Source organism: Chamaesiphon sp. OTE_75_metabat_556, from assembly GCF_031378165.1.
In the GTDB taxonomy this organism is placed as follows: Bacteria; Cyanobacteriota; Cyanobacteriia; order Cyanobacteriales; family Chamaesiphonaceae; genus Chamaesiphon.
Genome location: NZ_JANNDR010000585.1, coordinates 18,553 through 39,176, shown reverse-complemented (window position 1 = coordinate 39,176; position 20,624 = coordinate 18,553). Strand labels below are relative to the sequence as shown.

General features: G+C 46.9%; 22 protein-coding genes. 5 read left to right on the top strand and 17 right to left on the bottom strand.

What is annotated here, in order from left to right:
* Positions 1 to 26 precede the first annotated feature (26 nt).
* From RMO27_RS23205 to recO, 3 genes are all read right to left on the bottom strand, one after another.
* Complete coding sequence (locus RMO27_RS23205; RefSeq protein ID WP_309736903.1) at positions 27 to 803, bottom strand: ATP-binding cassette domain-containing protein; 777 nt, start codon at positions 801 to 803, stop codon at positions 27 to 29.
* Between the two features lie 221 nt (positions 804 to 1,024).
* A complete protein-coding gene (locus RMO27_RS23200; RefSeq protein WP_309736902.1) occupies positions 1,025 to 2,440 on the bottom strand; it encodes an MFS transporter in 1,416 nt (471 codons plus the stop codon).
* A 342-nt stretch (positions 2,441 to 2,782) separates the two neighbouring features.
* The gene (gene recO, locus RMO27_RS23195) at positions 2,783 to 3,598 is read right to left on the bottom strand and encodes a DNA repair protein RecO (RefSeq protein ID WP_309736901.1); all 816 of its coding nucleotides are present in this window, start codon (positions 3,596 to 3,598) and stop codon (positions 2,783 to 2,785) included.
* Positions 3,599 to 3,694: 96 nt separating this feature from the next.
* Between recO and RMO27_RS23190 the strand changes: the two genes are divergently transcribed.
* The gene (locus RMO27_RS23190; protein ID WP_309736900.1) at positions 3,695 to 4,753 is read left to right on the top strand and encodes an aromatic ring-hydroxylating dioxygenase subunit alpha; all 1,059 of its coding nucleotides are present in this window, start codon (positions 3,695 to 3,697) and stop codon (positions 4,751 to 4,753) included.
* 105 nt (positions 4,754 to 4,858) lie between these two features.
* Here the strand turns inward: RMO27_RS23190 and RMO27_RS23185 are convergent, their stop codons facing one another.
* From RMO27_RS23185 to RMO27_RS23135, 11 genes are all read right to left on the bottom strand, one after another.
* Positions 4,859 to 5,212 (bottom strand): DUF760 domain-containing protein, encoded by a 354-nt coding sequence (locus RMO27_RS23185; RefSeq protein WP_309736899.1) that lies wholly within the window; start codon positions 5,210 to 5,212, stop codon positions 4,859 to 4,861.
* A gap of 214 nt (positions 5,213 to 5,426) precedes the next feature.
* Positions 5,427 to 6,005 (bottom strand): SMC-Scp complex subunit ScpB, encoded by a 579-nt coding sequence (scpB, locus tag RMO27_RS23180; RefSeq protein ID WP_309736898.1) that lies wholly within the window; start codon positions 6,003 to 6,005, stop codon positions 5,427 to 5,429.
* A 192-nt stretch (positions 6,006 to 6,197) separates the two neighbouring features.
* Positions 6,198 to 6,461, bottom strand: coding sequence for a TIGR02450 family Trp-rich protein (locus RMO27_RS23175; RefSeq protein WP_309736897.1), 264 nt, complete (start codon positions 6,459 to 6,461; stop codon positions 6,198 to 6,200).
* A gap of 192 nt (positions 6,462 to 6,653) precedes the next feature.
* Entirely contained in the window at positions 6,654 to 7,274 is a 621-nt protein-coding gene (locus tag RMO27_RS23170; RefSeq protein WP_309736896.1) for a DVUA0089 family protein, read from the bottom strand.
* Positions 7,275 to 7,334: 60 nt separating this feature from the next.
* On the bottom strand, positions 7,335 to 9,545 hold the full coding sequence (locus RMO27_RS23165; protein WP_309736895.1) for a calcium-binding protein: 2,211 nt from the start codon (positions 9,543 to 9,545) through the stop codon (positions 7,335 to 7,337).
* Between the two features lie 130 nt (positions 9,546 to 9,675).
* The gene (locus RMO27_RS23160) at positions 9,676 to 10,629 is read right to left on the bottom strand and encodes a hypothetical protein (RefSeq protein ID WP_309736894.1); all 954 of its coding nucleotides are present in this window, start codon (positions 10,627 to 10,629) and stop codon (positions 9,676 to 9,678) included.
* Positions 10,630 to 11,115: 486 nt separating this feature from the next.
* Positions 11,116 to 13,134, bottom strand: a complete 2,019-nt coding sequence (locus RMO27_RS23155) for a ribonuclease R (RefSeq protein WP_309736893.1) — start codon at positions 13,132 to 13,134, stop codon at positions 11,116 to 11,118.
* A 53-nt stretch (positions 13,135 to 13,187) separates the two neighbouring features.
* The gene (locus tag RMO27_RS23150) at positions 13,188 to 13,319 is read right to left on the bottom strand and encodes a hypothetical protein (protein WP_309736892.1); all 132 of its coding nucleotides are present in this window, start codon (positions 13,317 to 13,319) and stop codon (positions 13,188 to 13,190) included.
* Between the two features lie 144 nt (positions 13,320 to 13,463).
* Entirely contained in the window at positions 13,464 to 13,679 is a 216-nt protein-coding gene (gene rpsR, locus RMO27_RS23145) for a 30S ribosomal protein S18 (protein WP_309736891.1), read from the bottom strand.
* 51 nt (positions 13,680 to 13,730) lie between these two features.
* A complete protein-coding gene (gene rpmG / locus RMO27_RS23140; protein ID WP_309736890.1) occupies positions 13,731 to 13,925 on the bottom strand; it encodes a 50S ribosomal protein L33 in 195 nt (64 codons plus the stop codon).
* Positions 13,926 to 14,060: 135 nt separating this feature from the next.
* Positions 14,061 to 15,467, bottom strand: a complete 1,407-nt coding sequence (locus RMO27_RS23135; protein WP_309736889.1) for a GTP-binding protein — start codon at positions 15,465 to 15,467, stop codon at positions 14,061 to 14,063.
* Positions 15,468 to 15,652: 185 nt separating this feature from the next.
* On the opposite strand from RMO27_RS23135, the gene RMO27_RS23130 reads away from it, so the two are divergent.
* From RMO27_RS23130 to RMO27_RS23115, 4 genes are all read left to right on the top strand, one after another.
* Positions 15,653 to 15,985 carry a hypothetical protein gene (locus tag RMO27_RS23130; RefSeq protein ID WP_309736888.1) on the top strand — a complete coding sequence of 111 codons (333 nt, stop codon included), beginning with the start codon at positions 15,653 to 15,655 and terminating at the stop codon, positions 15,983 to 15,985.
* 37 nt (positions 15,986 to 16,022) lie between these two features.
* Entirely contained in the window at positions 16,023 to 16,931 is a 909-nt protein-coding gene (locus RMO27_RS23125) for a hypothetical protein (RefSeq protein WP_309736887.1), read from the top strand.
* Between the two features lie 156 nt (positions 16,932 to 17,087).
* The gene (ureG, locus tag RMO27_RS23120) at positions 17,088 to 17,693 is read left to right on the top strand and encodes an urease accessory protein UreG (protein WP_309736886.1); all 606 of its coding nucleotides are present in this window, start codon (positions 17,088 to 17,090) and stop codon (positions 17,691 to 17,693) included.
* A 216-nt stretch (positions 17,694 to 17,909) separates the two neighbouring features.
* Positions 17,910 to 18,059, top strand: coding sequence for a hypothetical protein (locus RMO27_RS23115; protein WP_309736885.1), 150 nt, complete (start codon positions 17,910 to 17,912; stop codon positions 18,057 to 18,059).
* A 163-nt stretch (positions 18,060 to 18,222) separates the two neighbouring features.
* On the opposite strand, the gene RMO27_RS23110 is transcribed toward RMO27_RS23115, so the two are convergent.
* The 3 genes from RMO27_RS23110 to RMO27_RS23100 form a co-directional block, all read right to left on the bottom strand.
* Complete coding sequence (locus RMO27_RS23110) at positions 18,223 to 18,609, bottom strand: AbrB family transcriptional regulator (protein ID WP_309736884.1); 387 nt, start codon at positions 18,607 to 18,609, stop codon at positions 18,223 to 18,225.
* A gap of 162 nt (positions 18,610 to 18,771) precedes the next feature.
* On the bottom strand, positions 18,772 to 19,626 hold the full coding sequence (locus tag RMO27_RS23105; RefSeq protein WP_309736883.1) for a hypothetical protein: 855 nt from the start codon (positions 19,624 to 19,626) through the stop codon (positions 18,772 to 18,774).
* A gap of 92 nt (positions 19,627 to 19,718) precedes the next feature.
* Positions 19,719 to 20,333 (bottom strand): flavin prenyltransferase UbiX, encoded by a 615-nt coding sequence (locus RMO27_RS23100; RefSeq protein WP_309736882.1) that lies wholly within the window; start codon positions 20,331 to 20,333, stop codon positions 19,719 to 19,721.
* Positions 20,334 to 20,624 lie beyond the last annotated feature (291 nt).

Sequence of the window (20,624 nt, the reverse complement as noted above, 5' to 3'; positions counted from 1 at the left end):
AGTATATTGTAACAACCGCTCGATCGCTAATCGATGACGTGAATCGGGCCGTGGGTGCTGGCACTAAAAAACTGGCGCATGAGGGGATTGTCGGTCGTATCGATATCAGCGGTGCTGCCATCCCATTGCACTTTCCCTTGATAAATAAAGACAATTCGATCGGTCGTGCGGCGAATGGTGCTGTTCTGGTGCGTCACCATCACATAAGTACTGCTGCCAGCTTTAGATTGGAGATCCCGTACCAAATCCTCGATGACTGTAGATGCGATCGGGTCTAGTCCAGCGGTTGGCTCATCGTATAACAAGACTTCGGGATTGTCTTCGGGTCGATCGGGATTGGACATAATGGCGCGGGCAAAGCTCACCCGTTTACGCATCCCGCCGGATAATTGGGCGGGATATCGATCGGCCACATCAGCCATCCCGACCATCGCTAATTTAATTTCGACTAGCTCCCGAATTTGCTTGCGATTGATGCGGGACTGTTGAAACAACCGAAAACCCACATTTTCCTCGACAGTCAGCGAATCAAACAAAGCGGCTTGTTGAAACACCATCCCGATATAAATCGGGTCGTTACCATCTTCAATCAATCCATGCCGCTGTTGTCCCCGAATCCATACTTCACCTTCATCAGGAGCGAGTAGTCCCGCAATGATGCGTAGAATCGTGGATTTACCCGTTCCTGATGGCCCGATAATGCCCAAACCTTGCCCAGGATAAATATTGAGATCCATCCCGTCTAAAATCACGTTGTTACCAAATGCTTTGGAGACTCCACGTAGCTGAATGATTGGTTCCATCGAGTGGTGAATAGTGAATAGTGGATAGTGGATAGTGGATAGTGGATGGTGGATGGTGGATAGTGGATGGTGGATGGTGTTTGAGATTGCTTTTAAGTATCTAGGCTTTACAGGAAAGGATAAACTGTTCGATCGCTATCGACGATCTACTTTGAATGGGTTTGAGTCTCGATCGAAAAGACTGTTCTTTTCACTATCCACTATCCACTATTCACTATCCACTAATCTGCCGAATTATACTGCTGAGTAAAGATGCCGCCAACGGCGGAGATTGTCGCTAGACATAGTAAGACAGTGGGGACGCCGAGAGCGGTTTCGGCGATGCCAGTTAGTGCTAGCGGTAGACTCAGGGCGATATTAATCGCATTATTTTGGAGTCCGAACACTTTGCCGCGCATTTCTTCTGGAGTTTCGCTTTGGATTGTCGTCTGCATCGGAATCAAGACACCCGCACTAAATACGCCCATACCGACCAAGCAGACTAGACTCAACCAGAGGGTGTTGGAAAATGATAACCCAATTAGTGAGGCCGCCACCCCGATCGAACCATACAAACTCAATTGGGCGCGGGACAATTTGCGATCGAGATAACCCAAACACACCGCTCCCAATGCCATCCCAACGCCCCCAGCAGCTAGCAGAAATCCAAATTGAGAAGCTTTGATTTCGGGTAATAATTCAGCCATTCGGACCGCAACCACCGTCATCGAAGCAATTACTGATTGTAAAATTACTAGTTGAATCAGTGCGCCTTTGATCTGTCTATTTTCGCCTAGATAGCGAACTCCATCTTTGAGATCGGCTAAGATATGCGGCTCAGATCCAGTCGGGATTTGCTTGGTTTCGCCCGTACGGATAACCAGGAGTAAAATCCCCGCCAGTGTATAACTAGCTCCGACCAATAATTCTTTACCGATATTTACTCCCAAGCCGATACTTGCGCCCAAACTATCTGCTAGAGCGAGAATTGGGTCACCGATCGCAAATCCGACAATCAGCGAACCCATCGCCGTGGTCGTGTAGAGCGAATTTGCCGAGAGTAAATTGGGCTTATCGACAATCATCGAAATCGCCGATTGCTCGGCGGGAGCAAAAAATTGACCGAGGGTAGATACTGCAAAAGTGATAACTAACAGAATCTCAAACCCAAAAGGTAAATTTGCCACAACTTGCCCTCTAGTCAGCCATAGTAAAAATGGCACCAGCAGCACCAATCCGCCCCGCAGGAGGTTGGTAATTACTAAAACTTCTTTTTTGTGCCAGCGATCAACAAATATCCCCGCTAGAGAGCCAAATAGCACGGCTGGAATCGTATTAGCGATCGTAATCGCCGATACCCAACCACTGATGCTCTGATTTTCCGATTGAAATTGACTTTCAATGATCGCAATCATCAAGACCAGATAAACTTTGTCTGCTAGCTGGGAAAAGATTTGACCACTCCACAAGGTGACAAAATTGCGATTTTTGAGAACTGCCAAGAATCCTGGTTGCGGGACTTCAGCTTTATCTACCACATCAGTTTGCGCGTTGACGGCTACCGGATCGGCTGGCACTGCCGCACTCTCTTGCCGATCGGCCGTGAGGTCGGTAGGTTCGTGTTCTGGTACTTTGTTGTCAAAATCAGATAGTCGCATTGAATAATGTGGTAGGGCTGTGATAACCGCTGAAATTAAAGTTTGATGTTAAAAAAAATCCAATTTGCGCTGGGACTGGATCTGCTCAAGGTATGGCAGTTCGATCTTCATGCTAACGGGTTAAATATCTTCTATTTTAAAGGGATTCGGTGAGACTCGACAGGCAGAGACTCACTTGCAGTTCGATCTGATGCTAGCTGGTGAATTAGGAAGTAGTATTATCCCCACCTATATTAAGTCGATACTTCATTTATGGCGAGGGTGAAAGCCGCACCTCGATTTAATTTGACAGCTCTTAGTGTAGCGGGTTTCTAGGGGACTGGGGGACTAGGGGATTGGCTATTATAAATCGATGAGCGCAGCGGATTTGATCTGAATGTTGAGGTGGTAGTGGATGTATTGACGCAAGATCCGCTCGATCCGCCGCCAGACGCCAGCGATTGCCAGATCGGAGATGGTATCGAGGGAAAATTTGTCGATCGCCAGATCCAGCCTGTCGAGGTTCGGATCGGAGAGATGCTGAAAGCAGAGTAAATCTAAGGCGGTGAGGCGATAATTAACAGCCACACTCGGATCGTCAGTGACGACACCTAATTCGACAGTGCTACCAGCTTCGATACTAAAGCCGATTTGCCAGTTAATCGTCGTGAAATTTGGCTCGATCGATTGTCTGGTTACGCAGCAATCATAGACCTGGGGAGCGATCCCATCGAGTGCGAGTAGGTGAAAAATACCTTGACACAAATGGGCGATCGATCCGGTATTGTCACCGCGATCGAGGCTATTTAATCTGCCCAAATGCAGCAACAGTAATTGATACAATTCTTCTTGCGGACGCTCGCTCAAGGCTTGTGCCAAGACGATTTCGGCTAGGTACTGACTGGCCGCGAGTTTACCCAAATCGTCGATTAATTTCCGATAGGAAATCGTTGTCTGGGCTTGGGTAATTGTGTCGAGAGATCGACCTTTAGCAATTAATAAGTCATTCACCATAAACAACGTACAGCGTCCGCCGAGACTCGATTTCGACTTGCGCGCACCAGGGGCGATCGCTTTGATTAAACCATGTTCGCGGGTGAGGATCGTCACCAATCGATCATTTTCACCGATCGGAATTGCTTTGAGATTAATCCCTGTCGCTTTGTATGTACCGCTCATGAACTTGGTGCTGCTGACAAACCTTTATAATATAGACTTTTAAGAGACGCAACTTGCCGCTCTTAAACCAAATCATCGAATTGCTGTTGACTAAAGATGACACTATCGATCGACCAGAAACAAACTTTTCTCCGCAATATTTGGTACTATGCAATCCCTGGCAGACAACTCAAAGCCGGACAGATGTTTGCCAAACAATTACTCGGCGAACCAGTTGTCTTCGGACGCACTCAGGGTGGTGAAGTCTTTGCCCTGCGTGATATCTGTCCCCATCGGGCAGTCCCCTTGAGTTGTGGACGGCTTCATGGGGATGAGATTGAATGTGCTTATCATGGCTGGCGATTCGATCGCACCGGCACATGTACGCTGATACCCGCGCTGAATGAAAATCAAGATTTAGACTTGAGTAAGTTCCAAGTCCGCAGGTACCCAGTGCGGGAAGTCCAGGGGAATATCTGGATTTATATGTCAGATCGCGATCGGGGAGATGTGGAGCCGACTCATGAAGTCCCGATGGTGGCTGGGTTTGAAGGGGATACTTACCAAGCGGTCGTGACGATGAACTTCCCCTGCTTTATCGATCATGCCGTCGTCGGCTTGATGGACCCTTCCCACGTTCCCTTCGTCCATCGCGCCTGGTGGTGGCGAACTGATGCCATCCTCACCCCAGAAATCAAAGCCTTCGATCCGTCTCCCTACGGCTTTACGATGCGCCGTCATCGCCTAGAACGGCAGACGTTTTTCTATCAGTTAATCGGCGGCGATGCGGAGGTAGAAATTGCCTTCTCATTACCAGGCGTACGGATCGAGCAAATTGTGACCAATACCAGTCGCGTCGCCAACATGACAGTAATTACGCCGATTTCGGAAACCGAAACCGAAGTCACGACGCTATTTTATACAACGATCGGTTGGTTCAAACCCTTGCAACCGCTACTGATCCCGTTCATCCGGACGTTTTTGGGTCAGGATCGGGAGATGGTGGTGAAGCAACAAATCGGATTAAAGTACAATCCACCATTGATGTTAATCAGGGATGCAGACACCCAAGCCAAGTGGTATTACCAGCTTCGATCTGAATTTATCAAATCTAGAGCTGAAGAGCGGGAATTTATCAATCCGGTCAAGTCACAGGTGTTGAGTTGGCGAAGTTGAACTAGAACCACCTACCTGTGAATCTGATGGTGGTGGCATCGATGTCGTGAGTCTCGATTTTATTCAGGAGTAAACCTGACCTGCTGACGATCGCAAATCGGAGTTTTACTCGCGACTGTCCCCAGAGATATCACCAGAAATCGAACTCGAACCAGTGAGCATGTCTTCGAGTTCCATGCGCTGTTCCATTTGCCGCAAGAAGTAACCAGTCATCATCGCCGAACCGAGGAGATTGGCGAGATTGTCGCGATCTGTGTTGACTTGGACACTAAAGCCCTCATTGGGCAACATTCCGAGCAAACCTTGAATGTTGTGGGTGATAATATCTTTGACCTGGGGAGTTGTCGCCTTAGCAATTTGAGCTAAGACTTCTGGGGATTGATGTTGAAGGTACTTCAGCAATTGGTTGACCTGAGCATCTTCAGATTTGCGTTCCAGAAAATCAGGATTAAATGCCATTATGACTTAATAGTTAGATGGATCGAGGTGATGATTTAGTCGGCGGTGAGCGATTGACTCGATATAGAACATGATACTGTGTTATTGATCGAATCGCAGCGGCTGGGTTACTGCTGTTATTATGCCCGCAGAACGGTTATCCGCATCGATCGAGCTAAATTTCGCATTGAAAGTTGAGGAAAAGACAACCTAGCCAAGATTGGGACGAGCGCGATTATGCTGGCTCAGTAGTGGAATCCACCCCATGCTCTTCCCGATTTAAGATGGTGGCAATTTCGAGCTGTTCGGCTACTTCTGGCTCGCTAGTGGCTGCGGCGACTAGCTGCTGAATGGGGAGATCTTTAAGTTCGTAAGTCCGGTGAAATTTGTCGGTGACTTGCAATAATGAAGAGCGACTGCCTACTTGTCGGCGTTTGCGCACGAAGCCGACTTCGACTAGTTCTTGGACGTGCTGATAAGCACCACTGCCTCTCAATTCTACTAGATCGGTTTGGGAAATCGACCCTTTGATGGCGATCGCCGCCAGCGTGCGCAGCGCACCCGTCCCGATTTCGGGAGGAATCATTTTATCGATCAGCGTTTGAAAAGACGATCGCAGTTGTAATGTATAACCAGTTGGCGTTTCAACTACTTCGAGGGCACTATCGCGATGATTGTAGTCGTCCATCAATTCAATCATCGCTGTTTCGGCTGCATCTCGATCGCAGCCCGCACATTCGGCGATGGCCGCTAAATCCAGGGGTTGTCCCTTGAGATACAAGATCGCTTCGATTTGACTGGAGAGACGAAACATTTAGATTAGTTGATAGTTGATAGTTGATAGTGAAGATGACCAGCAACTTAGTAGATCTGGCTGTTGAATGTTACCCAGCATCTAGGTTGCAGATATTATCGAACTGGTAAATATTTATGCTAACTAACTTAATCGATCGACGATCGCTAGCGTGAGTGATGTTCGCGGTTGAAATCTCTGACAACATCAATCTTACTCGAAGAAGACCAATTCATCTTTTTCTAGTGCCATTTCATCGAGCGATTGCCAGCTTGGTTTCCACTGAGTGAGATCTTTAAGAGCCTGAGCATTGATCCAAAATCGGACATCAGGATCGCAGGAGGAAACCATCTCGGCAAATACCCATTTACCGTCATGTTTGCGATTGACGACCTGAAAGTGTCGCCAGCCCCACATTTTTTGGGTAGCCGTCCACTTGGAGCCGAGTAGGTGAGGGAATTTCTGTTTTTTTGCCATTGGGAGTTAGGGCGCAGATAATAGAGAATCGCGATCGATCTTAGCGTTCGGGCATTATTTCTTCACGGGATAACTTACGCCAGAACTTAGAGGAGATGGCGATCTCTAGAGTAACCTGAATTTCTCCTGGGGGAGAGGCTGCGCCAACGGGATCGGGAAAATCGATCAACTCTGATCGAATAGAGGCTAGAGTTATCGATCGAACAAATTCTGATCGCGAACTGATGTTAGTTTACGTTTAATGCCTACCACTGCAAATCCAGCTAGCGCAGTACCAATGAAACTAGCTGGTTCCGGTACGGCTGTAGAATTTGTACTGGCATTAAGAATATCGAAAGCATATGCAGCAGTTCGATTGTCAAAGTCTCCAGTCCCACTAAAATGAGTGGCAATAGTACCAAACCCAGCCGAATTATTCCCAAAAGCGGAGATCGCTACTTGATAGGTTCCGGCGGGGAAAACTTCACTAAATTGAAAATCTAGGTTTCCCAATCCAATATCGTCCCGTTCATCATACCAATTACCAGCCGCATCGAATAAGGTCATATTCAGATCGAAACCACCAGCCGCGATCTTTGTGCCAGCAGCATTGTTACCACCACCCCAACTGTAGGATTGGATCGTCACATTGGAGATTCCATCCGCTGTAAATGCAAATAATGCTACAGCGTTGGGATTGGCTAAATTTCCAGTAAAAGAGAGATCGGCTCCGCGTGCAGGAGCAGAATTTAGCACCATTCCTGTTGATGTTGCCATTCCTAGTAACATCGCATTGACAAAACTTTTCTGAAGGGAAGTAGGAGAATTTTTCATTGTTTGATTACATCTAAAAATACTTAGCATATCTGTAGTGATTTCGATCGCGACACCCGCTCAAATAATCCGAAAACTATCATTATTTAAAGTCGGATTGCCAACCAATTGAGCGAGTCGGACTTGAGCCATACCGCCAATCCCATCCGCATCGAAGAATAATCCCCCCGATGTATCGTTATAAATAAATCTTTGGCTACTGGTGGTTGCTGATGAGCCTAAGCTGAACATTGAAGCATCTAATACCCCAGCATTTCCCACCACACTAGAGCCACCAAATCCAGCACTAGCGATCTCGATCCGATCTGACCCAGTTACAAAATCATGAATCTTGTCGATACCGTCAGTCGATCGATTGAACCTAAAAATATCATTCCCAGCACCACTAAATAGGCTATCTACTCCCGCCCCACCATAAATAATGTCGTCGCCAGTGCCGCCATAAATAGTGTCGTTGCCCGCAAGTCCATAGAGGGTATCGTTACCATCCGTACCGATGAGAGTATCGACATTCGCGGTGCCGTTGATGACAGTATTAGGATTTGGTGTAAATAGTTTGCTGACGAGTTCGGTGGTAGTCGGATTATTCAGGACAGCACCACCATTATCGTTAGCCAGTAATGAATAATCGGTCGTATCGGTGCCGGATGTACCGAGATATACGATAAAGATCTGCACTTCTGCGGCAGTGGAGTCGATATCGATCGTGTTGTTTGCTGTTGCTGAAGTGCTCGAACTGAGATTGCTATTGAATTTCAGGTTAAAGGTGTCGATCGATGTGTCTGAGGATGTGATGTAACCAGGCACATATCCGACTGCTTCAGCTCCGATACTATGAGCCAGCGTCGTAACTTTGCTAGCAAGTGCCGTATCCTTAGCACCTGCATCTGTGAATAATACGATCTGGCGAGTGCCTGCACCATACCGCCATTCGCCAATCGAGTCGCTCAGTGCGAGCATCAGACCATCAAAAGGTGTTTCGTCATTGTCGCCGCCACCTGTGAAGGTGCTGCTATTTGTTGCTGTGCTGCTATTTGTTTTGATTCCCCATATCCAAGGGCTTGTCCAGCGGTCATTAGCCCTATCGGGATCGATATATTTGTCATAACCATAATAGTTAAGGCTACCTTCTGCCATGTTATCGAATACTGCATCGACAGCGGCCTGTCGCTCTGTCAAGTCGTCTTGGTCTGTGAAAGGGAGGACTACCCGCGATGATTCGCCATTGGTGGTATCTTTGAATTCAACGATTCCCACGCGAACATCATTGCCATCAGTAGAGGCTGCGGCGATGATATTTTTTGAGAGAAATTTTAAATATTCGATGTTTTGCGTGCCTTGATTAGCCACTATGCTACCCGTGGTGTCGAAGACTAGGGCGATATCTTTTTGAAAGGTCAGTCCACTTTTTTTCAGTTCGACTGTTTCCTTTCCTAGATTGAACAAGCCGCCATCGAACTGAGCGTACTCAATATTTGTGAGCTTATCTGTACCAGCACTCTCGGTTTCGGTGCTTTTACTTCTAATTGTCCAAGATCCATCTACCTTATTTTGAGCGATTATATAGTCACTCTTATTCCCAAAGTAGACTGCGGTATCTTTATCAGCACCTCCATCTAATATGTCATTCCCACCACTACCGAACAAAAAGTCATTTCCAGCACCAGAATAAAGCTTATTGTTCGCCGAGCCGCCGATTAGTAGATCCTTTGAGTTGCCGAGTGCAATAGAACTGAAATCATTATCAGTTAGACCAGTCCCTCGGTTGAAGAAAGCATTCATAGTCATACCATTTGGTAACTCAGCAGCTCGTCCAAATTCTACATTGTAGGCAGCATCGATCGACGTGTCATTTGTATAATCATAACCACTCTTTTGAAGACTGCTGTAGGCTGATGCTGTATAAGAAATCTGCTTATCTAAATTAGCAAATCTCGGTATTTCAAAAGGATATCCTTGCTGCATTTCTGCCCAGATCGTATTTGTAAATCTAACGGTTTCCCCCTGAAAGTCAGTCGGACTAATATTGTCAGTCCTTCCAGTCAATGCATGAACGAGTTCGTGAATTAAGGAACCAAGATCCGAGGCTGGTACTGCTTTACCTTTATCATTGATGTAAGTCAAATCATTAAGACGTGCAAAATCTATATAAAGATTACCTGTACCTGCTTTAGCCCCAAACTGACCCTCGCTGAAATGTACGTTGATTGTTTTCCCCCAATCATCAAACATCTTTTTAGCAGTACCAGAGTAGGTGTATGCTGCCCGCATGATTGAAATGATATAAGGTTACGCAACAAGAATATCGAAACCCTTTCCATTCTCATCAGGCAAGAAGTTCACATTTGAAAAATCAAAATCCATAATTTGTCTCCTTAGATAAAGTTAGTTAATTGGATGTTCAGTAATAACGAATTCTACCGATCCGGTATCGATCGAGATCGAACAGTTGTTTGAGATTGAGAATACTGGAATAGCGTTGTTCTGTCTGTATCGACTCAAATCGGCGGTTCAATAATGCTTTGGTCAAGTCTATATATCGATCTACCTGTTGTTCGATGGCTCTATCCATTCCCATTTCATCGAGTCTAAGACCATCCAATTTCCCTGAATGTAAGAAGAGCCACATCAGATCCGCTGGTATTCTTTTGGCAAGATCGGTTAGGACAGCAGCCCTAACTTCTTTCGAGGCTGAGAGTGTCGCGTCGTCGTTGACTGAGTAATCCCTCAGAAACTTTGTGTAGATGATGCGATCAATCGGCAACAGCGTCTCAGTCGGCGAGGCGCGCGCGCCTGATAATACCGATTGGTCGAACAAAAACTGTCGTTCATTCCAGAAGAATGCAGTACGAACGACTAGCTTGGGTGATTTGGTCATCGTGAGTTTTAACCACGGACTATCTATATACTTGGTATCATTAGATTTTTTCAGGTCGAAGTTAAAGGGTTGAATCTGGCGGGAAATTAACGGACGATAGACGAATGCAAGCTCAATTTGTGGATCGCTGATTTTATCCCCTTTGCATTTTTCAATTTCATCAATCTTGAGAAAGAAGTGCTTGGAAATCTTAGTTACATAGTTATAAAAAGGTGAATCGACCCTACGATCGGGCGAAGGATAGATGTATCGAGTTTTAGGATCTCGGCCCCCAGTTTCGTCGATAATCCTAATTGAAGCTTGCTTTTGGCAGCTTCCCACAGAGTAAGAATTTTTCACCGCAAACGCCACGATTAGGATCGACGCCACCACAAAGGCGATAGCGACTGTCCTATGAGAGCGAATGAATCGATCTATCTGCACATAAGTCCGACGGACGATCGATTTTGGGGTATCTAAATTGTGTTGACGTTTCATTTTTGACAATTAGTGAACCACCGTCATACTGATATTTGCACCACAATCCTCGTACTACTGCCTATAAGTCGGCTCTAGTTGGAGATTTGGCAGGCTGAAAAACCCAGCAGGGAAGGATGGGAGCGCATCATTCGATCGATATCGACAACTAAAGTATTACGACTGCTGTAGTTAGAGTATGCCCATTTTTGTCGATCGACCAAATTTATTGCTCAAAAATTCAAGAATTGCAACATTTAGCCCTTGACTTGTAATTTAAGTATAAATAATTGCATTAATAATGTTTGGTACTGAGACAGTTGAATCGATCGCGATAGATCTAGCGATCGGATTAATTTTATGTTTTATGGAATCAAGTCAGTTCGGATCGAAAAAGGAGGGACAATTCATCAATTGCCCCTCCTTGCGATCGGATTTAATTCACTTTAGAGTAAGTCACATTTAAATACAGCAAGCCCGATTTCTCTACAACCTACCCGCTGAAATTTAGGCTACAGAATCGGCTGCTCGATTAGTGATTTCGCGCAGATGAATGATATCCTGACGCGGATCGACCAGGGCGACTTGAACTTGGATTTGTTCGCCCAATTCGACCCAACGATTGCATCGCATGGCGAGTTCGATCCCCAATTCTTCAATCAAGATCAGTGCCAGACTTTCATCCTCGCGCAGCCAACGGAGCATCAGTGCCTCCCACTCGCGATCGCCCGATCGATTGAGGTATTCTAGTGTCCAGTAGCGATTGGTTTGCCGCTCGACCATCGTGGCTTCGTAGATATTCGTCCCCAAACCCAGCATGATTTCCTGCAAGCGTTCGACGGTAAATGGCAGCTCGTCGCCGCGCAGGTGGGCTTTGATTTGAAAATGTGCGAGCAAATCGGTATAGCGGCGGATCGGGGAGGTGACTTGAGAATAGGTGTTCAGACCCAAGCTAGCGTGTCTAGAGGGTGTCGTTGCCATTTCACTCCGTGGCATACAACGGCGCACGGCACAGGAGCGGGCTGGCCCGACTGGAATCAAAATCAATTCTTCTTCTGGTGGGAGTTCAGGCTGGGGTTGGCCGCGATAGGGGAGGGGGATGGTGTTGTCTTGGCCGTATTTAGCCGCTACTTCGCCTGCTAAGATCATCATTTCGGCGACCAATCGGCGGGCGCGATTATCTTCGATCAAATCGATCGAGACTTTATCCCCACTGACTTTGACGGTAGACTCCGGCATGTTGATATTAATCGAACCCTGGGATGTCCGCCACTGATTGCGGAGTTTTGAGGCTTTGGCGATCGATTCGATTTCAACTTCACCAGGAATCCGCAATTGCAGCATTTCCTCGACATCTTCATAAGTCAGTCGATAAGTCGGCTCGATCGTGCTGGTAGTTATCTCATATTCGGCCACTGCGCCATTCGGATCGAGGATCACCCCAAAACTCAGCGCACAACATTTTTGCCCCTGGCGCAGGCTCATTGGCCCTGTGGCCAGATCCGGTGGGAACATCGGAATCATCCCCGTGGGTAGATAAATCGTCACAGATCGTTTGCGCGCTTCAAGGTCGAATTCATCTTCTGGTGATAACAACCGCGTCGGGTCGGCAATATGAATCCACAATTTTTGGCGACCATCGGTCAATCCTTCGACACTCAAACCATCATCGATCTCTTGCGTACTCTCGTCATCGATCGTGTAGACCTTGAGATGGGTCAAATCGACACGGTGGTTGAGATCGAGATCGACAGGCGGATTGGTCAGTAATTCATGCGCCACAGTTTGCATCTTGTGTGAGAAGTGAACGGGACTCTGAGAACGACGCAGATGGATATTTTCGTGGATGTCCCACCAGCCCAATTCGACTAAGAGATTAAAGACAGTGGGCTGAGTTTGCGGGCACCCCAATGCGGTGAGGTATTCGCCGAGTTTTGAGGGTGGTAGATCGGGATTGAGGACATATTTTTCGAGGACTTCCAGCCGCTGTTTATCGGGATCTTGCCACTCAACGGGCGTACCAGCCAGTTGTTGCTTGACGCGATCGATAAAGCCTTGTTGTTCGCGTTCTTTTTGTTCTTTAACTGTGGCTTGGTGCTGGAGTTCGGTGACCTGAGTGCGAGTGCGGGGTTCGTATTTGTCTTCTTTTTTGTTTTTGAAGTAAATTTTGTCTGCAAATAGCAAGACGTGCGCCGCATAGCACAGGGCTGGCGATCGATCCGAATATAGTAGGTCTGCTAGTGCTGGTGGATCGACAGTTTCCCCATCTTCTACTAACATTTCCCACGCGACTTCCAAGCTGTCGGGGTCGATATTCGGTGCGACTTCGGCATCAAACTTAGTAATTTCGGCGGGCTGCTTGCAAGTTATCCCGGTTACTTCATAAGTAATATCGCGGGGATGTAATGTATGTGGCTGACTGCGCGCATCGATCGCGATCCAATGCTTTTTCCCTTCTGGGCGATCGGCTATGGCGAGACGGCGTTCTCCATTGTGCCAAAATTCAACTAGAGTTCCCTTCTCCACCCCTATTCTCTTCCTTTGTAACGGTGCGTTGTTACGTGTTGTTTGGTTGCGATCTAGTCTGGCGGCTCCATTACTGGAGTTGTCTCGCGACGGTTTAGACGATCGTGTTTCTCTAGTTTACGGTGAATAGTCCGATCGCGCAGGTAGCGTTGACCGATCGTCAGCGCTGATTTTTGCGTACCCAAAAATTTCTGGCTCGATTAGCACAAGCTGCCAGGACACGAATTAATAATATCGACTAAGTTTTAGATCTGCTCGGAAGTTGAAGATATGAAGCTTGCTGGAAACTTTGCGCTACTAGCAATCCTCATTCCTCATCCCTTCTGCTGTTAGCCTTCGACGTTGATGAATGGCATCAAGGCGATTTGACGAGCGCGTTTAATCGAGAGGGTGAGATCTCTTTGTTGTTTGGAGGTCAAACCAGTGATTCTACGCGGTAAGATTTTGCCGCGTTCGGTGACAAACTTGCGGAGTAAATCTACATCTTTGTAATCGATCGGGTCTCCAGGTTTGATCGGCGATAACCGTTTGCGAAAATAAGCCATGTGTTTAGTGAATAGTGAATGGTGGATAGTGGATAGTGGATATTCTACTCACTACTTGATTTCTTTATGAGTCGTGTGCTTGTTGCAGTAACGACAGAACTTGCTCAACTCCAATCGGGCGGTGGTGTTCCGACGATTTTTCATGGTGGTGTAACGGGAAACACCAGGAGAGCGTTTAGCAAGATTGCTGCGGCACTCGGTGCATTCCAATGTGATGATAATACGAACGCCCTTTTTGGCTGCCATACTCTTTACAGACCCAACGCGGGAATAAAATAGACACAGTCTATGATTATCTCATGAGTATCGCTCGATCGGCAACTAGTTGGGTGTTTTTAGTTGGGAGAAAATCGATCGAGATCGACAAGTTCGATCGATACATCAGGATGTAGGGCTGTCCAACTGGGTATCTGCGGGAGTTTTAGTAGGTTGAGATAATAGCTCATCGCGCAGGCGCGAGATAATTGTTTTGTCATCGATGCGATCGAGGATTTCTTGGATGACGGTATTAGCACCCAATTGACCCCAAGTACAACCTGTAGCTAGATAGGTTTGAGCGGCTTTGCCGACTCGATCGGCTCCATAGCCAGCTACTGCCCCTTGGATGGCACCTGCACCTAAGTAGCCAGGAATGGCGGCGAGATTCAAACTAGAACCGACTAGCAATGCGGTGGTTTTGCCGACACCAAAGACAATCCCGGTCGCCACTTCACCTAGTAATAAGCTCGCGCTACTAAAGACAATCCCGTTGAGCAGTTTACTCAGCTCGTATTTGGTCATCGGGAGATTGTATAACTTCGCTAGCGATCGAATCAGCACTAAATCCACCAATACGCCACCGAGCAGATCGAAAATCGCGATCGGATTGGCGGCAACTGCGATCGCTTTATACCGTGCAAACTTCCACACCAACTGATTAGCTTCAACTTGCAGATCGGCGAGGGTATTTTTAGCCAAACTCGATTCGGCGGTGCGCGCTTGCACTAGGGCATTGATTGCCAATAAAGATTTACCTTCGCGGGCTAATAATTCTTGAATTTTGGTGCGGAGGGGTGCGATTTGGGGCGCGGGTTGTTCCCATTCATATTTTTTTGTCCCATCGGGATATTCGATCCGCACTTGGATAGCAGCAGGATCGGCAGCGATCATCACAACTTCATCTGCGGATAATAACCGTTGCAATAATTCGTCACTGACCCCATCTTCGCTCAAGCTTTGTAACTGCTGATAGATCGATTGCCGTTCCTGTTCTGGATACAGGTCAGATTTATTAAATACTAGTAATAACGGTTTGTGAGCTTGCCGCAATTCCCGCAAGGCTTGGTACTCTAGCTGGGTAATATCACCAGCAATAATAAATAAGATGAGATCGGCCTGATTGACAACTTCGGCAGCCATCGTGGCGCGAGCTTCGCCATCGATTTCGTCTAATCCAGGCGTATCGATCAGATCGATTTGGGTCAGGCCATCCAGCGACCACCGCACCTGGCGTGGAAAGCGGGTGACGCCGTTGAGTGGTCCTACTTCCAAGATTTTTTCACCGATCAGTGCATTGAGTACGGCTGATTTACCACGACTGACCAATCCAAACACGGCAATACTATAACTCGTCTGCTCTAGCTTGGTCAAAGTAGCCGCTAAAGTGTCTAGATCGCTCTGCAAGCTGGGTGAAACTTCGCCCACCTTTTGGGTCGCATATCGCGACAAGCTCTGCTGTAAACTCGCCCTAGCGCGGTCGATATCTAATGATATGGGGGTGGGAGTGATAGCTGTCTCAGGATTGCTCATACTTTAGATACCCGATCGCAGAATTATACAAAAGGCTATCACTAGATTAGCGGATCGGAGCGGGCATTGAAATCCGATCGCGAGGAAGGACTAGTCGCACCGTTATCGATCGAAACAACGATCCATCAGCTCGATTGGGTATCCTAAATTGAACTCACTCGATCGCCTCAACCGGAGAAGTTTTTATGTCTACCATTTTGGGATTAGGATTAATCATTGTCAGTATCTACTTTCTAGGTCAGAACATCATTTTTACAACTCAAAACTATTATGATTGGGGGCATAAAATATCTGCCACCGGATCGGTCTTGTCTATCTTGGCGGGGGTTGGTTCGCTGACCTTCTGGCGGCAGCAGATGGGGCAGTTGGGTTGGATTTTTGTCGCAATCGGGATAGTTTTGGTGTTCTTAAGTGGTGGTGTTATTCTACGGCCTATGAGCTTGTGGACATTTTTTGTGGCCATGTTATCATTTGCCAGTGGCTATCAACTACTGACTAGGGGTAGAATAAGATTCTAAAGTATTATTTGAAAATTCAGCTAGCTGAGTAGTAGCAATGAAAGGACGAGTTTACCGCAGCCTGTGTTTGGTAGCGATCGGGTTATTAACTGCTTGTGGAAAAAATAACCAGCCGCCAACTGTAGTGGCGACACCCACAGTGACACCGACACCGATTGCGGCGACGCCGACCATGCCAGCACCTGTAGCTACGCCAACACCAACGCCATCGTTGCCGTCTGCACCATCGCCAAAGCAGCCCGCGATTCCCGCTCCACCGCCAGGATCGGCCTCGAAACCTACACTTGCGGAACTACCCAAGTCGCTCTATCCAGACCCGACTCCCGTACCGATTATCGTACCTTCAGAACCAGTCAAAACCAAAACAAATTCTAAGACCGAACCAATCTCCAAACTGAAACTGCCACTCGATTCGGCTCGGCAAATTACGCCAGTCGGGATTGGGGATGCCAAAATTGGGATGACATTCAAGGAACTCAAGCAGAAAATGGGCGCGCAAGTTGAGTTTCCAGTCAAAACCAATTTTATTGAAGGTTTCGATGCGATCGCCGTGACTAAGGCGGGAACGGTACAATACTATATTCCCTATCCCACTGGCACTAATTTTACTGATGCTGATCGAATTCAGCATTTGATGACTGATAATCCCAACTACCGCACACAGCAAGGTGTCGGGCCAGGGACATCGATCGGTCAAGCTGTCTCTGTTTACGGTAATGCTACTTTGTCCATGAGCAAGGACAATGAATCGCGAGAGTTTATTAACTTTACCCAACATCCTAACGGTTTAGCTTTTCGTCCCAAACCAGTTGGCAAACGGAATTTTGCGGGTGATTATCCTGAAAGCAACGATGACTATCTCAAGACTCAAAAGTACGACAAACAAGCCGCGATCGGTCAAATCACTGTCTCTTGTGCTGAAGATAAGTGCGATCTCGATCGCTAAATTAGTGGATAGGGGATAGTGAATAGTGGATAGAGCGTTGGTAATAAGGATAGGTAGTTCGGCAAACATGAGTTTTTCAGACATTTATCTTATTATTTGAGCTGGGATTATCAAATTCACTATTCACTATCCACTATCCACTATTCACTAAACTCTATGAATCCTCTCCGCGTTGGTATTGCTGGGCCGGTTGGTTCTGGTAAAACTGCCTTACTTGATGGATTGTGCAAGCAATTGCGCGATCGCTATCAGTTGGCGGTCGTGACCAATGATATTTATACCCAAGAAGATGCCCAGTTTCTGGTCAACAGCCAAGCCCTCTCAGCAGATCGAATTATTGGGGTCGAAACTGGTGGGTGTCCGCATACTGCCATTCGCGAAGATGCCTCAATGAATATTGCGGCGATCGAACAATTGGAGCGAAAATTCACCGATTTGGAGATCGTGTTTCTCGAAAGTGGGGGCGATAATCTCGCAGCGACTTTTAGTCCCGAATTAGTAGACCTAACTATCTACACGATCGATGTTGCTGGGGGTGACAAAATCCCCCGCAAGGGTGGCCCTGGCATTACCAAATCAGATTTATTAGTGATTAATAAGATCGATCTTGCCAGCCAAGTTGGTGCAGATCTGGGCATTATGGAACGAGATAGTATCAAAATGCGTGGTGACAAACCGTTTATTTTCACCAATCTCAAAACGGGGCAGGGATTGGCGGAAGTTGTCAACTTTGTAACCGATCGAATCTTACCTCAAGGCTAAAAATCGCCGCGATTACCTCCGGTAGGCTACGCCAACGATCGGCTCGAAATCTGTAAATATGCGACTGAAGCGGCAATTATTAGCAGTTGTCACTTTGATGTTGGGAATGTCAATTGCCGTAGTTAGCTTGGTTCAATATTCTGGTTGTTCGGCCATCATTCTCTTGGCCGACAGACGATGCTAAGGGTTGTTGCTTTCTAGCTGCTGACAATTATGATGTCCGATCAGATTAATGACATTAATGACAATCCAAGTTGTCAAAATAGGCGATCGGCGATCCGGACTGGAGCTGCTGGACTCAAGCAGAGTACGTATCGATCGATTTATGGTCGATCTGATGATTTATGGGCGATCGTCCTCGCCTAAAAATTACTGGCAATCGATTTCGATCTGCTAATTTTGGGCGATCGTCGGGATCTTTCAACTATAAATGTTACTGGTGGACTATTTGGCGATCGAGTTTTGACAAAATAGCAGCCGAAACAGTCGCGATCTAAGATCGAAACCATTGCGGCTGCTAGTGTTCGAGCTAATTGTCTTGAACCAAGTGAATATGTTTGTAGCCAAGTTTGATACTAAAAGTATCGCCCTCTTTTAATCCCATTTCTTTGGTGTAAGCAGCTCCAATCAGCAACTGGCCATTTTTATGAACTGTGGCCTTATAAGTAGCGGTTTTACCGCGATTGTCTCTACTGGTTTCGTCAAGTTTGACTCCTTTGGCTGTGAGTACAGCGTCATAAAATCCAGATAGATCGGTACGGGTAACACCTGCTTTGGTAGTTTTCACATAGCCACACTGTGTAGCAGTTTCCCGCTTGGCAAGATGTGAAAGTTCCTTAACTTTTTGCAGCAGAGCTTTTCCAGTAAGTGGGGATGTAGGGATGGTTGCTTCTGCAACGGAATCGACTTTAGGCATAGTTTGATGAGTGGATATGGCGGATAATTTTGACTAGATATACAGTTTACTTCATGTATTAGTCATGATGAAGCTAACTTTATATTAGTATATTATGCACTTAATTATAATTATAATTCTAATTAAATTCCAATTTATTTTGAATTTAACAGCGATCGATTGTCAATTTGCTCTTGCTGGCGGCTCCCGATCGTCGAAATCAAATCCCCAATCTTCATCATCTTGATTGCTTGCAGGTGGGGTGTGATCTGGATCTGTCGATCGAACAGAAGATGAAGAGCGATCTAGATCGCGATCGCGGGGAGGATCGTCAAAATTAGCAGTGTCCGGCTCATCATCAAATTCAGTTGTTAGTGGCTCTTTATAAGGTGGTTGAATCAATCTAAAATCGGCATCGTATACTTCGCGACTAGTTTGTTGGGATCGATCGGACATTTTTGGAGTGCGGCGATCTGCAGGGATTCGATCGTTCTCAATTGTCGAACTGTTGCGTGTCGAACGGACACTTTGGGGGCGGGGGGCGGGTGAATCTTCCCAATCTAGTTCGCGATTTAGTGGTGGTGGATCTTCCCAATCATCACGATCGTCCTCGACACTAGCCGGAGCCGAAGATCTGTTGCTAAATCGATCGGCTAAATTCGATCGATAGCTCTTAAATCTACTAGTTTTGGTCGCAGGCGGCGACTCATTGGGGGCATCCATCTCCACAGATTTTGCTGGCGATGAATTGTCCGCTGCTGTTGGTGAAGTGTAAGTGAAAATATCTTCATCCGACTGCTGCAATCGCGATTGGAGCTGGCGAACTTGACGCTTGAGCAGCCGCCGATCGATGGTAATTAAGATTTGGATCGCTAGACTCGACAGCAATCCCCCGCCGATGGCGATCGTCAACCATATCCCAATTGGTAATGAAATCGTTGGCTGATTGAAAATGACAATCGCGATCGTCGGTGCTAAATTCGATCCCACCACAATCCCCAATAAGATCGGTACTAACAAGGCAATAATAATTTTCATATTTCAACTATTGGTGTTGCTAGGGGGTATGAAAGACCTAGCGGGGAGCGGGGAGATCAATCGTCAATCTCACAGTTATCAACTATCAACTATCAACTATCACCTGATTTCCAGCGATTGAGGGGCACACAATCGATATCCAGGCGATCTAATGCTCTGGCGATCACAAAATCTACCAGATCGTCGATCGATTGGGGTTTATGATACCAAGCCGGACATGCTGGCACGATCGCGGCACCTGCTTCAGCAAGCGTAGTGAGGTTCCGCAGGTGAATCAGGCTAAACGGGGTTTCGCGGGGGACGATGACGAGCTTGCGGCCTTCTTTGAGTTGGACATCCGCAGCCCGTTCTAATAAGTCGCCACTTAATCCTGCCGCCAATTTACCGACCGTACTCATACTACAGGGCATAATTAGCATCCCTTGAGTGCGATACGAGCCACTGGCGATATTGGCACCAACATCGCCCCAGCGATGACAGCGGAGTTTGCCCGCAGTTGGCACGCCAGCTTGTTCGCGCCAGAAGTCGGCTTGATCTTCGGGTTCGCTGGGCAATTTGATCTGGTCTTCAGCTTGAAAGACCATATATGTCGATCTAGAGGCGACTAGTTCGATATGATAGTCAGCCGCCAGCAGATATTTGAGAGCGCGAATGGCATAAATCAGGCCAGATGCGCCAGTGATACCGAGAATGAGTGGTTTATTCAAGAAGGGTTGGGAGTTAGGAGTTGGGAGTTAGGAGCTTAAATAACGTGAGTTCGGGATAAGAGTTGCCTGGAGACTGGAAGTCTCGGCTTGTGGTGCAAAGTCCGCCTAAGCGGACTAATATTTCAGTCCGCGTAGGCGGACTTTGTAACACTAGCCACGATTTCAATCATTGGCGGTACCAGAGCGAAGCCAATATCTTTAACCCGAACTCACGTTAAATATACCTATTTATACAATCGGGTAGGGGCAATTCATGAATTGCCCCTACCCGAAGATCGCATCTAATTGCGG

Bases quoted from the DNA above. Each gene is read 5' to 3' on its own strand.
- scpB (WP_309736898.1), bottom strand. From the start codon at position 6,005: ATGTTTCGTCTCTCCAGTCAAATCGAAGCGATCTTGTATCTCAAGGGA.
- RMO27_RS23160 (WP_309736894.1), bottom strand. From the start codon at position 10,629: ATGAAACGTCAACACAATTTAGATACCCCAAAATCGATCGTCCGTCGG.
- RMO27_RS23110 (WP_309736884.1), bottom strand. From the start codon at position 18,609: ATGCCTAAAGTCGATTCCGTTGCAGAAGCAACCATCCCTACATCCCCA.
- recO (WP_309736901.1), bottom strand. From the start codon at position 3,598: ATGAGCGGTACATACAAAGCGACAGGGATTAATCTCAAAGCAATTCCG.
- RMO27_RS23190 (WP_309736900.1), top strand. From the start codon at position 3,695: ATGACACTATCGATCGACCAGAAACAAACTTTTCTCCGCAATATTTGG.
- RMO27_RS23135 (WP_309736889.1), bottom strand. From the start codon at position 15,467: ATGAGCAATCCTGAGACAGCTATCACTCCCACCCCCATATCATTAGAT.
- ureG (WP_309736886.1), top strand. From the start codon at position 17,088: ATGAATCCTCTCCGCGTTGGTATTGCTGGGCCGGTTGGTTCTGGTAAA.
- RMO27_RS23130 (WP_309736888.1), top strand. From the start codon at position 15,653: ATGTCTACCATTTTGGGATTAGGATTAATCATTGTCAGTATCTACTTT.
- RMO27_RS23175 (WP_309736897.1), bottom strand. From the start codon at position 6,461: ATGGCAAAAAAACAGAAATTCCCTCACCTACTCGGCTCCAAGTGGACG.
- rpsR (WP_309736891.1), bottom strand. From the start codon at position 13,679: ATGGCTTATTTTCGCAAACGGTTATCGCCGATCAAACCTGGAGACCCG.
- rpmG (WP_309736890.1), bottom strand. From the start codon at position 13,925: ATGGCAGCCAAAAAGGGCGTTCGTATTATCATCACATTGGAATGCACC.
- RMO27_RS23165 (WP_309736895.1), bottom strand. From the start codon at position 9,545: ATGCGGGCAGCATACACCTACTCTGGTACTGCTAAAAAGATGTTTGAT.
- RMO27_RS23170 (WP_309736896.1), bottom strand. From the start codon at position 7,274: ATGAAAAATTCTCCTACTTCCCTTCAGAAAAGTTTTGTCAATGCGATG.
- RMO27_RS23200 (WP_309736902.1), bottom strand. From the start codon at position 2,440: ATGCGACTATCTGATTTTGACAACAAAGTACCAGAACACGAACCTACC.
- RMO27_RS23125 (WP_309736887.1), top strand. From the start codon at position 16,023: ATGAAAGGACGAGTTTACCGCAGCCTGTGTTTGGTAGCGATCGGGTTA.
- RMO27_RS23205 (WP_309736903.1), bottom strand. From the start codon at position 803: ATGGAACCAATCATTCAGCTACGTGGAGTCTCCAAAGCATTTGGTAAC.
- RMO27_RS23185 (WP_309736899.1), bottom strand. From the start codon at position 5,212: ATGGCATTTAATCCTGATTTTCTGGAACGCAAATCTGAAGATGCTCAG.
- RMO27_RS23105 (WP_309736883.1), bottom strand. From the start codon at position 19,626: ATGAAAATTATTATTGCCTTGTTAGTACCGATCTTATTGGGGATTGTG.
- RMO27_RS23115 (WP_309736885.1), top strand. From the start codon at position 17,910: ATGTCCGATCAGATTAATGACATTAATGACAATCCAAGTTGTCAAAAT.